Genomic DNA, 11983 nt, shown 5'->3' with positions numbered 1-11983 from the left:
CGGCTAGTCCGCACCCATGTTTCTCTGGGCTCCCATGACGCACGCTCCTCATCACCTTACCCTTGCGCAGATTGCACGTCACTTGGACGTCGATTTTGAAGGCGACGCCGAACAGCCGATTCGGGGTCTCGCAACGCTTAAAGAGGCAGCGCCTGATCAAGTCGCATTTCTCGCTAATCGTGCGTATTTAAAAGATCTAGCAACCACAAAAGCAGCGGCAGTGTTGCTTCATCCTGAGCATGGCAAGAATTGCCCTGTTCCGCGTTTAGAGATGGCGAATCCTTATTTAGGTTACGCAAAGCTTTCCCAGCTATTCGATCCGTTACCTGCTCGGGATGTGACTGGTATTCACCCCACAGCGGTTGTAGCGGATGACGCTATGTTGGGCAACGGTGTGTCTGTTCAAGCGCATGCGGTGATTGAAGCCGGCGTCGTGTTAGGTGAGCGTGTGGTTGTTGGTGCTGGCAGTGTGATTGGTGCCGATAGCGTGATTGGCGACGATACGCGGCTACACGCCAATGTGACTGTTTGCCACGGTGTTGTTGTGGGCAAGCGAGTGATTTTGCAAAGCGGCTGTGTGATCGGTGGTGATGGTTTCGGCTTTGCCCATGACGGGGCCGGATGGCACAAAATCGCTCAATTAGGCGGGGTTGTGCTAGGCGATGATGTTGAAGTCGGTAGCTGCTCAAGCATTGACCGTGGCGCGTTGGGAGACACTGTCATTGGCAACGATGTAAAAATCGATAGCCAGGTACAGATTGCGCATAACGTGATCATTGGTGATCACAGCGCATTAGCGGGATGTGTTGGCATTGCTGGCTCCACGACAGTGGGTAAGCACTGTATGCTCGGAGGGGGCGTTGGACTGTCCGGACACCTTTCTATTTGTGACGGTGTGCAGGTAACGGGGATGAGTCTAGTGACCAATTCGATTCATGAACCAGGTGTCTATTCATCGGGTACTGGTGCCATGAATAATACCCAATGGCGCAAGAATGCGGTGCGATTTAAACAGCTAGATGAAATAGCCAAGCGTTTATCTCGTTTAGAGAAAAGCCATCGCAGCAAGTAGAGTTTTGGCAGCAATATAGCTACAGCTAGCTTGAGGCTGCATAGCAGCAGGTTATAATTCACTGCTTTTTAACCAGCAACTTTGCTGGTGCGTGCCTGATATGATTCGGGCCTTTTGTCATTTTAGAGGTCGTTACGATGGTTATGGATATTAACGAAATTCGCGAATACTTGCCTCATCGCTACCCGTTTTTGCTGGTGGACCGAGTAACGCAATTAACCGTGGGTGAATCCATCGTTGCGTACAAAAATGTCAGTATTAATGAACCGTTTTTTAATGGCCATTTCCCGCACCATCCCATTATGCCAGGTGTTTTAGTCTTAGAGGCGCTGGCTCAGGTGTGCGGTATTTTAGGCTTTAAAACGGTCAATAAGCTGCCCGCTGACGGCTATGTGTACTATCTAGTAGGAAGCGATAATGTGCGCTTCAAGCGCCCTGTTATGCCGGGGGACCAGTTAGTCCTGGAAGCCAATGTCATCCGTGGGAAACGTGGTATTTGGAAGTTCGCCTGCCGTGCCACGGTTGATGGTGAATTAGCCTGCGAGGCGGAAATTATTTGTGCTGAGAGGAAGGTCGCTTGATACATCCTACTGCACTGGTTGATCCCAAAGCGCAGCTTGCTGACGACGTTGAGGTTGGCCCGTTTAGTGTTATTGGGCCAGACGTCACGATTGGCGCTGGCTCTGTGATAGGCCCCCATGTGGTGATTAAAGGGCCTACCGTTCTCGGTGAACGTACGCGAATTTTTCAGTTTGCTTCGGTAGGAGAAGACTGCCAAGACAAAAAATATGCCGGCGAGCCAACGCGCTTGGTAATGGGGGATGATAACGTTGTTCGTGAAGGCGTTACTCTCCACCGTGGTACCGTGCAGGATCGCGGCGAAACCACTATTGGCTCGCGTAACCTATTCATGGCGTATGTTCATGTCGGTCATGACTGTGTGATTGGCAACGACTGTATCCTAGCTAACCAAGTCACGTTGGCAGGTCATGTTGTTCTCGGTGATCACGCTATTTTGGGTGGCCTTGCGGCTGTTCACCAGTTTTGTCACTTTGGTGAACATGCGATGGCCGGAGGCGGGTCGATTATTACCAAAGACACGCCCGCCTATGTGATGATCAATGGCAACCCTGCTGAAGCGCGAGGCCTTAATCTTGTTGGCTTGAAGCGCCGTGGCTTTAGTCGAGACGCGATCAATGCATTAAGCAGTGCCTACAAACTGGTATACCGCCAGGGCTTAACTGTCGAGCAGGCGGTTAGCGAAATGCGCAGCCGATTCGACCTGCCCGAAGTCACCACGTTTGCCGACTCTATTGAGCGGTCAACGCGCGGTATCGTCCGCTAATGACATTGATGTCTAGCCGACATCAACGATGGATTCAAATGCCACTACTTCTCCCGTCATCATGACACTTCAGCGCGTCTACATTGTTGCAGGCGAACTCTCCGGGGATATCCTTGGGGCAGGGTTGATGCACGAGCTGAAGCTGCGCCACCCCAACATTGAGTTTCGTGGGCTGGGCGGGCCTCGCATGGAAGCGCAGGGTCTGACGAGCCGCTTTCCCCTTGAAACATTATCGGTGATGGGGCTTGTTGAAGTCATCAAGCACTTGCCAGAGCTCATTCGCGTGCGCCGCACTCTGCGCGAAGAAGCGCTCGCCTGGCAGCCGGATATTATGATTGGCATTGACGCGCCTGACTTCAATATTGGTCTTGAAAAACAGCTGCGTGCCGCCGGATTAAAGACAGCTCACTATGTCAGCCCTTCGGTATGGGCATGGCGGCAAGGGCGGGTGAAAAAGATCGCCAAGGCGGTTGATGGCATGTTGACGCTACTGCCGTTTGAGGCTGACTTTTACCATCAGTACCAGGTGCCGGTCGCTTTTGTTGGTCATCCATTAGCGGATGAATTACCGCTTGAGAATGATCGCCAAGCAGCTCGCCAGATACTCGCATTGCCTGCTCAAGCCCCTGTTCTGGCAATACTGCCTGGTTCGCGGGGTAATGAAATACGCTTTCTTGGTGATACGTTTTTACGCGCTGCTGAACTGCTCTGTCAGCGTAATGAATCGCTGCATGTGGTCATTCCCGCAGCGACCCACCAGCGTTATCAAGAAATTACCCAGCTTCTGGCAAGCTACCCCACGTTAAGCGAGCGTGTCATGCTCTTGGAAGGGCAGGCTCGCGAGGCGATGGTAGCCAGCGATGCTGTGTTGCTGGCCTCGGGCACCGCCGCGCTAGAAGCCATGCTATGTCATCGGTCAATGCTGGTGGCTTATAAAATGGCGCCGATAACTCATTGGCTGGCAAAGCGCTTGGTGAAAACAGCATGGATTTCACTACCCAATTTGATTGCTCAAGAGGGCGTTGTGCCCGAGCTGATCCAGGACGCCGCCTCACCAGAAACGATCGCTGATCGGCTCGACGAAATGCTTAATAATGCCCAGGAACGTAACGCCCTGGAGGCACGCTTTGCCGATATGCATCGTGCGTTACAGCGCAATGCCAGCCAACGAGCGGCACAAGCAATTACCTCTCTGGCGGCGGGCCAGCCATTGGCTAGCGACGAAATAGTTTCCTACGAAGGGAGTCATCATGGCCGTTAAGCCAACTGATTATCCCCCCTTAGTGATCGACTATCGCGGTGACTTCTTAGCGGGCGTTGACGAAGTTGGGCGTGGGCCTCTGATTGGTAGTGTAGTGGCATCGGCGGTGATTCTTGATCCTAGTCGCCCTATTGAGGGGCTGACGGATTCAAAAAAGCTCACTGCTAAAAAACGCGAAGCGCTGGATGTGCTGATTCGCGAACGTGCGTTAGCGTTTGCTGTGGCTGAGGCCAGTGCTGCTGAGGTTGATCAGCTAAATATCTACCATGCCACTCATCTTGCTATGCGGCGTGCCATTGATGCTTTAACACCCGCGGCTGAATATTTATTGGTCGATGGTAATCGGTTGCCTGGGCACGAGCTTCCTGGGCAAGCGGTGGTAAAAGGCGATGCCCGTCATCCTGCGATCGCCGCTGCGTCAATTTTAGCCAAGGTGGCCAGAGATGCTCAGATGGCTGAGCTTGATCTGCGCTATCCTGATTATGGCTTTGCCCGCCATAAAGGTTATCCAACGAAAGAACATTTAGCGGCACTGTCTGCCCACGGGCCGCTTGCCGAACACCGCCGGAGCTTTGCGCCGGTTCAGCGTCAGTTAGCGCTGCTGTAAGCATTTTCTATTTATCTAGCTTTGTTGCTGAGAGTCCCATGACGGTTCCGTTTGTTCATCTACGTTTGCACAGTGAATACTCCCTGGTTGATGGCTTGGTAAAACTCAAGTCACTGGTCAGTACCACCGCTGAGCGCGGGATGCCGGCTCTGGCCTTAACCGATGAAGCTAACTTGTTTGGTTTGGTTAAGTTCTACAAAGCGGCGCAGGGCGCTGGCCTGAAGCCCATCATCGGTAGCGACTTATGGTTGTACAACCCCCATGATGAGGCCCATCCGTATCGCATTACGCTGCTGGCGATGAACGATGTGGGTTACCGCAATCTCACTGAATTGATTTCTCAAGGGTGGACCGATGGCCAGCGCCAAGGGCGAGCCATTCTGGACAAACAGTGGGTGCTAGCGCAAAGCGAAGGACTGATTGCGCTATCAGGCGGGCGTGAAGGCGAGATAGGTCGTCACTTGCTGTCTGATCATGAGCGCGAAGCCCGAGAGCTGTTGGAAGAGTGGCAGCGCGCCTTTCCAGACCGTTTTTATTTGGAGTTAATCCGTACCGGGCGGCCACTTGAAGAAGACTGCGTTCACGCGAGTGTGAAGCTGGCGATTGAGTCGAATACCCCAGTGGTAGCGACCAATGACGTGCGCTTTTTAGAGCGGGAGGACTTTTGGGCGCACGAAACCCGCGTTGCCATCGGTGAAGGCAAGGCCTTGGATGATCCGCGCCGTGAACGGCGCTACACCGAAGAGCAGTACCTAAAAAGCCCTGAGGAGATGGCAGCACTGTTTGCTGATATCCCTGAGGCGCTTGAGAACAGCGTTATGATCGCCGAGCGGTGTAGCGTTGATGTACGGTTGGGCGAAATTTTCCTACCTGAGTTCGAAATTCCCGAAGGGATGACGCAGGATGAGTTTTTCCGCAAAGTCTCCCATGACGGCCTCACTGAACGGTTAGATTTTCTGTTCCCTGTTGAACAGTACCCCCGCGATAGCGATGCCTATCGCGAAATTGATCAACGCTACCGTGACAGGCTTGAATTTGAGCTCAACGTTATTATCCAGATGGGCTTTCCTGGTTACTTCCTGATCGTGATGGACTTTATCCAGTGGGCCAAGGATAACAATGTGCCAGTCGGCCCAGGGCGTGGTTCTGGTGCGGGCTCATTAGTGGCTTACGCGCAAAAAATTACCGATCTTGACCCCATTGGCTACGACTTGCTGTTCGAGCGCTTTCTTAATCCTGAGCGTGTCTCCATGCCCGACTTTGACGTCGACTTTTGCATGGAAAAGCGCGACAAAGTGATTGAATATGTAGCTAATCGTTACGGCCGCAATGCGGTATCTCAGATTGTCACCTTTGGCACCATGGCTGCAAAAGCGGTGGTGCGCGATGTGGCGCGCGCCCAGGGGCGGCCTTACTCCTTGGGTGATAAGCTTTCTAAGCTGATCCCCTTTGAAGTGGGTATGACGCTTGCCAAAGCGATAGAGCAAGAACCGGCACTGAAAGAGTTTATCGGCAACGACGACGAAGCCGAAGAGATCTGGGAAATGGCCCTCAAGCTAGAGGGCACCACCCGGGGTACCGGCAAGCACGCAGGGGGCGTCGTTATTGCGCCCACCAAGCTGACCGATTTCTCGCCGCTGCTGTGCGATGAAGATGGCTCTGGCCTGGTGGTGCAGTTCGATAAAAACGACATCGAAGACGCTGGGCTAGTAAAGTTCGACTTTTTGGGCTTGCGGACGCTGACGATTATCGACTGGGCACTGGAAATGGTCGATAAAGTGCGGGGGGTAAACGGTCAAGCGCCACTTAACATCGACGCTATTCCGCTGGACGACAGCAAAACGTTTGAGATGCTTAAACGCGCGGAAACCACCGCCGTTTTTCAGTTGGAATCTCGTGGTATGAAGGAGCTGATTAAGCGCCTGCTGCCAGACTCCCTCGACGATATGATCGCTCTGGTGGCGCTATTCCGCCCAGGCCCGCTGCAGTCCGGCATGGTTGATGACTTTATCAATCGTAAGCACGGCCGTGCCGAAGTCTCTTACCCCCACCCAGATTATCAGCATGACCTGCTGAAGCCGGTACTCAGCCCGACGTACGGCATTATTTTGTACCAAGAGCAGGTCATGCAGATTGCTCAGGTAATGGCCGGTTATTCACTGGGTCAGGCAGATATGCTGCGCCGCGCCATGGGTAAGAAAAAGCCCGAAGAGATGGCCAAGCAGCGTTCAGGCTTTATGGAAGGCTGTGCCGCCAACGGTATCGATAAAGACCTTGCTGGCAATATCTTCGATCTTGTTGAGAAATTCGCCGGTTATGGTTTTAACAAATCGCACTCTGCCGCTTACGCCTTGGTGTCTTATCAAACCGCCTGGTTGAAAGCGCACTATCCTGGCCCGTTTATGGCCGCCGTTATGTCAACGGAAATGGATAACCTGGACAAGGTAGTGCCGCTAATTGAAGAGTGCCGCCACCTCAAACTTACCGTCACGCCGCCGGATGTTAATGTCGGTGGCTACAAGTTCACCGTTGATACGGAAGGGCGCGTGGTTTACGGCCTGGGTGCCATTCGCGGTGTCGGTGAAGGCCCGATTGGTGCGATTGTTGAAGCCCGTAGCACCGATGGTCCATTTAAAGATCTGTTCGATTTTTGTCGCCGCCTTGATCCAAAACGGATGAACAAGCGAACGCTGGAAGCGCTGATTCGCTCTGGCGCACTGGATAATCTTGGCCCTAACCGGGCGGTGCTTTCCGCCGCGATGGAAGACGCCTTGAAAGCGGCTGCTCAAAACCATGCCAACCAAAATCTGGGTATGCTGGATATGTTTGGCGATGCGTTTACTGCGGAAGAGGAAGAAACGGACCCTTACGCTGAGTATCAGAGCGCCCGTGAATGGACAGATCGTGAGCGCCTTTCTGGTGAAAAAGATACGCTGGGTCTCTATCTGACCGGCCATCCCATTGATGAATATGAGCGTGAGCTAAAGCGCTTTGTCTCTACTCGCATTAGTGATTTGAAGGCCTCTCGTGAGCCGCAGCGGGTGGCTGGCTTAGTGGTAGCCATGCGCACTATGAAGTCCAAACGTGGCGATACCATGGCGTTTATCACGCTGGATGATCGCACTGGGCGTATCGAAGCTTCCCTGTTTGGCGAACTATTTGAGCAACTGCGGGGCCAAATCGAATCTGACCAAGTGATTATCGTTGAAGGCGAAGTATCCAACGATGACTTCTCCGGTGGTTTGCGCTTGCGGGGTAAAGACGTTACGCCGATGGTGACCGCACGGATTCGCTATGGCGAAGCGGTAGAACTTGCATTGGATGCTGAACAGATCAACGGGCGTTTAGTCGATAGCCTGCGTGAGAGTCTTACGCCATACCGCGATACCGGCGGGTTGCCGGTGCGGCTGCAGTATCGCCACTCAGCAGCGGTTGGCTGGCTGGCGCTGGCCGATGAATGGAAAGTAGCTCCCAGCGACGACCTGCTGTTGGCCCTTCGTGATGTGCAGGGGCAGGTTGGCGTTCAGCTACGCTACCGCTAACAAACGCTATAAACATGCGCGTGCCACCGTCAAATTGAGTGCTAAATGGCGGTGCAGCACGCTAATTGAAAGGGTACTGCCTTGCGTGGCAGGTTCAGGGTGCGATAATGCCCCCATACATGCCCGTTTCGACAAGGCTTCTTTTTTTATAGGCAGCTTACAGGCAGAGCCGATGAATCCTAACTATCTCGATTTTGAACAGCCCATTGCCGAGCTTCAGGCAAAAATTGAGGAGCTGCGTTTGGTCAGCTCCGATAGCCAGGTTAATCTCTCCGATGAGATATCTCGGCTGGAAGAAAAAAGCCGTAAGTTAACCGAATCGATCTTCAAGGATTTAACCCCCTGGCAGGTTTCCCAAATATCTCGCCATCCGCAGCGCCCTTATACGCTGGATTATCTTGAGCATATTTTTACTGACTTTGATGAGCTTCACGGCGACCGCAACTTTGCCGATGATGCAGCCCTTGTAGGGGGTGTTGCTCGTTTGAATGACCAGCCGGTGATGGTCATTGGGCATCAAAAAGGGCGCGATGTTAAAGAGAAAGTACGTCGCAACTTTGGCATGCCGCGCCCAGAAGGCTACCGTAAAGCCTGCCGCCTAATGGAAATGGCCGAACGCTTTAAAATGCCCATCCTAACCTTTATCGATACGCCTGGGGCTTACCCAGGGATCGATGCAGAAGAGCGCGGTCAGTCGGAAGCCATTGCGTATAATTTGGCGGTGATGTCACGCCTGAAAACACCGATTATCTCCACCGTAGTGGGGGAGGGTGGTTCTGGTGGCGCGCTGGCGATTGGTGTGTGCGACGAGCTGCATATGCTGCAGTACTCCACCTATTCGGTTATTTCTCCAGAAGGCTGTGCGTCTATTCTTTGGAAGAGCGCTGAAAAAGCATCTGACGCCGCCCAAGCCATGGGGATCACTGCTGAGCGCCTCAAAGAGCTTGGCTTTGTTGATGAGCTAATTAAAGAGCCGCTGGGTGGTGCTCATCGCCATCCACTGACGACGGCTGAACGCGTTAAAGAGGCTTTGGCTAATAGTCTGGAGCGTCTGCAAAGCTTTGATAGCGATGCGTTACTGGAGCGCCGCTATAAACGGTTAATGAGCTATGGCGCCCCAGCCGCCTAAGCCGCTGTTACGTTTACTGCATGACGCCCTGGCGGAGACCCCGCCGGGGCGTACTATTTGGGTCGCGCTTTCCGGTGGGCTAGACTCTTCGCTGCTGCTGACGTTGGCCGCTCAGGTTTGCCGGGACGCACGTCGTCCGCTGCGGGCGATGCATATTAACCATGGCCTACAGGCGGCAGCCAGCGCCTTTGAAGCGCATTGTCAAACGCTGTGCGATACGCTTGGTGTATCACTAGTGACGGCCAACGTTGCTGTGGACGCTCAGGGCGAGGGCATCGAGGGGGCGGCGCGGCGAGCGCGCTACCAAGCGTTTATGGCGCATATTCCCACTGGCGATACGCTATGGCTAGCCCAGCACCAAGATGACCAAGCAGAGACGCTACTGCTGGCCGCGTTGCGTGGCAGTGGTGTGCGTGGCTTGGCGGGTATGCCTTTTCGCCGCGAGTGGCAGGGGCTCACTCTGCTGCGGCCCTGGTTGAGTGTCAGCAGACAGACGTTGGCTGATGCCGCGCATGGGTTATCAATCAGCTGGTGCGAAGACCCGACAAACCGAGACATCGCGTTTGATCGCAATCGCTTACGCCATCAGGTGATGCCAGCATTACAGCTACGTTGGCCTGGTGCTGCACGAGCCCTTGCCAACAGCGCCCAGCATGCCGGGGAGGCAGACCAGCTATTGGCGGCCTATGCCGCGGAAGAGCTGGCAACGCTGATGCGCGGAGAACACTGCATGGATGCTACGTTGCTTAGTCAACGCTCCTTACCTCGCCAGCGGCTGCTGGTGCGTACGCTTTGTAAGCAGCTAGCGCTCCCAACTCCTCCGCAAAAACGCCTTGAAAGCCTGCTAGCGCAGTTAGGCGCAGTGAACGACGCGCAGGTGAAGGTTGAATGGCCAGGAGTAGACGCACGGATTTGGCAACGCCGTCTCTATCTCATGGCACCGCTTAAGCCGCTGCCTAAGTGGGAAGTCGAGTGGGAAGGCGCGCCAGGGCAACTAACCCCTTTGGGCGTACTGGAAGTATCGCTGGCGCCGCCGCGCCGCGTAACGTTGCGTTGGCGACGTGGTGGTGAAGTGGTGGCGTTAAAAGAGCGTGGACGGCGTGACGTTAAACGCTTGCTCCAAGAGCGGGGAGTGCCGCCCTGGGAACGTGAGCGTTTGATTGTAGTAATGGAAGGTGAGTCATGCCTGGGCGTTATCCAGCCGCCTGCCGACGTATTGTGGCAGGCTGAAGGCGTTGCTCTTGCCGCTACCTCTACGCAACCGAAAACGTAAATCCAGCCGCTGTCATATAGGCCTGTTCCTGCTCCATATCGGTACTTAACAGCGTCGGTTCGTCGCTGGCTGGTAGCGTCATCAGCAGCGCTTCACCCTCTGCGTTAATCTCTGGTAGCGGCGGGGGATTTTCAGACCGGGAGTGATTAATAAGCACGGCAAGGCGCAGCAGGCGAGCAAGTTTGGCACAGCCTTCCTGGTGAGAGGCGGGCAGCGCCTGCCACTCTTTAGTCGGAAACTTGCGTCGATGGGCGCGCACTAAAAACGCCAGTAGACGCTGCTCAGGGCGTGAAAAGCCAGCCAGGTCGGAATGCTCTAGCAAATAGGCGCCGTGGCGATGGAATTGACTATGAGAGATAGCCAAGCCAATTTCATGTACATGACTTGCCCAGACAAGATAATGGCCTTGCTCTTGGGTTAGCCCCCAGGCTTTTTTTACTTTATTGAATAAGCGAAGGGCCGTGTCGGCGACATTTTCTGCCTGCCGAGAGTCAACATCATAAATCCGCTTCAATGCATCTAGGCTTTTAGAACGGGTATCTTCCGCACTATTCCGTCCCGCCATGTCATAAAGCACTCCTTCGCGCAGGGCGCCGTCTGCAAAGCGCATTTGGGAAAGATTAAAGGCTTCAAAAATAGCGTTTAAAATGGCGATACCTGCCGGAAAGACTTTTGCTCGGTCAGGCTTTAGACCATCTAGCTCAACTTTCTCCAGCTGTTTGCATTTTAGTAGGCGTTCACGCAGCTTTTTCAATCCACTACGGGTGATAACACCTTCTTGGGGCGAATCGCCGTAAGCATATAACACGCTCGCGGCAGCCTTTATCGTTCCGCTAGAGCCCACGGGGTCATCCCAGCCAAGGCGTAGGTAGGGACGCTGAATGTTGGCCAGTTCTGACAGGGCAGACAGCTCAGCACGACGCATACGCTTTTCACTAATTTCGCCATCAGGAAAAAAGCGGCTGCTGAAGGTGACGCAGCCCATGCGTAAGCTCTCAAGTGCTTTGGGCTCGAAGGCTTCGCCAATGATAAATTCCGTCGACCCGCCGCCGATATCAACAATTAAGCGGCGGCCATTTTCGGCTAGCGCGTGGGCGGCGCCTAAATAAATAAGCCGGGCCTCTTCGCGGCCAGCAATAATTTCGATAGCGTGGCCAAGCTGCGCTTCGGCACGCTCGATAAACGCTTGGCTGTTATAGGCATCGCGCAACGCATTCGTACCGACAATGCGCAGATTGGCATCCTCAATGTCGTTGAGAAAGGGTGCAAAACGGCCCAGACAGTCCAACGCGCGCTGCATGGCTGCCTCGTTTAAATAGCCGTTCTCGTCTAGCCCAGCGGCTAACTGAACCTTTTCACCCATCCTGGCAACGACTTGAAGGCGCTCGTTTTGATAGTTAGCGACCAGCAGGTGGAAGCTGTTAGAACCCAGGTCGATGGCGGCTAAGCGCTGCGGTTCAGTGTTATCCAGTTCAGCCGACGGCGCGGTGAGAGGGAGTGAAATTTCCTTGGGCATGGGCGTTCCTTCCTAGTGGCTATGCCAAGGTTGCGGTGCCTTATTAGTATTGTCAATTGTCAAAGACTTGCGTTTATCGCGGGCCTTGACTACCATCGAACTACTGGCTTGATCCGAGTTAACTTGTTTGCCTATTAAACAGGCGTATTACTCGGGTATTCCGAGCAGTACGTATCCAATGGCATCAGCCAGATGTCCAAGTCGTCAGATAACCCGCTGAAACAGCATTTTCTGTGCC

Annotated in this window: 9 protein-coding genes; 8 read left to right on the top strand and 1 reads right to left on the bottom strand. The window is 54.0% G+C overall.

All coding sequences use genetic code 11. The features are described 5' to 3' along the window. Window positions 1–34: 34 nt before the first annotated feature. The 8 genes from lpxD (at window position 35) to tilS (ending at window position 10229) form a co-directional block, all read left to right on the top strand. Window positions 35–1072 carry a UDP-3-O-(3-hydroxymyristoyl)glucosamine N-acyltransferase gene (lpxD, locus tag CEK60_RS11950; protein ID WP_089040909.1) on the top strand — a complete coding sequence of 346 codons (1038 nt, stop codon included), beginning with the start codon at window positions 35–37 and terminating at the stop codon, window positions 1070–1072. Between the two features lie 137 nt (window positions 1073–1209). After that, window positions 1210–1653: a 3-hydroxyacyl-ACP dehydratase FabZ gene (gene fabZ / locus CEK60_RS11945; RefSeq protein WP_089039222.1), complete on the top strand. Its 444-nt coding sequence runs from the start codon at window positions 1210–1212 to the stop codon at window positions 1651–1653. Beyond that, on the top strand, window positions 1650–2417 hold the full coding sequence (lpxA, locus tag CEK60_RS11940) for an acyl-ACP--UDP-N-acetylglucosamine O-acyltransferase (protein WP_089039221.1): 768 nt from the start codon (window positions 1650–1652) through the stop codon (window positions 2415–2417). Before fabZ ends, lpxA begins: the two co-directional genes overlap by 4 nt. Window positions 2418–2478: 61 nt before the next feature. Then, window positions 2479–3678, top strand: a complete 1200-nt coding sequence (gene lpxB, locus CEK60_RS11935; RefSeq protein WP_089039220.1) for a lipid-A-disaccharide synthase — start codon at window positions 2479–2481, stop codon at window positions 3676–3678. Beyond that, window positions 3668–4285 (top strand): ribonuclease HII, encoded by a 618-nt coding sequence (gene rnhB / locus CEK60_RS11930; RefSeq protein ID WP_089039219.1) that lies wholly within the window; start codon window positions 3668–3670, stop codon window positions 4283–4285. Before lpxB ends, rnhB begins: the two co-directional genes overlap by 11 nt. 38 nt (window positions 4286–4323) lie before the next feature. Beyond that, window positions 4324–7827 carry a DNA polymerase III subunit alpha gene (gene dnaE / locus CEK60_RS11925; RefSeq protein ID WP_089039218.1) on the top strand — a complete coding sequence of 1168 codons (3504 nt, stop codon included), beginning with the start codon at window positions 4324–4326 and terminating at the stop codon, window positions 7825–7827. Window positions 7828–7999: 172 nt separating this feature from the next. After that, window positions 8000–8956: an acetyl-CoA carboxylase carboxyltransferase subunit alpha gene (locus tag CEK60_RS11920; RefSeq protein WP_038486504.1), complete on the top strand. Its 957-nt coding sequence runs from the start codon at window positions 8000–8002 to the stop codon at window positions 8954–8956. Beyond that, on the top strand, window positions 8937–10229 hold the full coding sequence (gene tilS / locus CEK60_RS11915) for a tRNA lysidine(34) synthetase TilS (RefSeq protein ID WP_089039217.1): 1293 nt from the start codon (window positions 8937–8939) through the stop codon (window positions 10227–10229). The genes CEK60_RS11920 and tilS overlap by 20 nt, the downstream gene beginning before the upstream one ends. Here the strand turns inward: tilS and ppx are convergent. Further along, entirely contained in the window at window positions 10210–11745 is a 1536-nt protein-coding gene (gene ppx / locus CEK60_RS11910) for an exopolyphosphatase (protein ID WP_089039216.1), read from the bottom strand. The two genes, tilS and ppx, sit on opposite strands and share 20 nt — an antisense overlap. Between the last annotated feature and the right edge of the window lie 238 nt (window positions 11746–11983).

Source organism: Halomonas sp. N3-2A (assembly GCF_002216165.1).
Lineage (GTDB): Bacteria > Pseudomonadota > Gammaproteobacteria > Pseudomonadales > Halomonadaceae > Vreelandella.
The sequence above is the reverse complement of the archived record's forward strand: the minus strand, read 5'-3'. Positions and strand labels throughout refer to the sequence as shown.

Bases quoted from the DNA above. Each gene is read 5' to 3' on its own strand.
- lpxD (WP_089040909.1), top strand. From the start codon at position 35: ATGACGCACGCTCCTCATCACCTTACCCTTGCGCAGATTGCACGTCAC.
- fabZ (WP_089039222.1), top strand. From the start codon at position 1,210: ATGGTTATGGATATTAACGAAATTCGCGAATACTTGCCTCATCGCTAC.
- lpxB (WP_089039220.1), top strand. From the start codon at position 2,479: ATGACACTTCAGCGCGTCTACATTGTTGCAGGCGAACTCTCCGGGGAT.
- rnhB (WP_089039219.1), top strand. From the start codon at position 3,668: ATGGCCGTTAAGCCAACTGATTATCCCCCCTTAGTGATCGACTATCGC.
- dnaE (WP_089039218.1), top strand. From the start codon at position 4,324: ATGACGGTTCCGTTTGTTCATCTACGTTTGCACAGTGAATACTCCCTG.
- CEK60_RS11920 (WP_038486504.1), top strand. From the start codon at position 8,000: ATGAATCCTAACTATCTCGATTTTGAACAGCCCATTGCCGAGCTTCAG.
- tilS (WP_089039217.1), top strand. From the start codon at position 8,937: ATGGCGCCCCAGCCGCCTAAGCCGCTGTTACGTTTACTGCATGACGCC.
- ppx (WP_089039216.1), bottom strand. From the start codon at position 11,745: ATGCCCAAGGAAATTTCACTCCCTCTCACCGCGCCGTCGGCTGAACTG.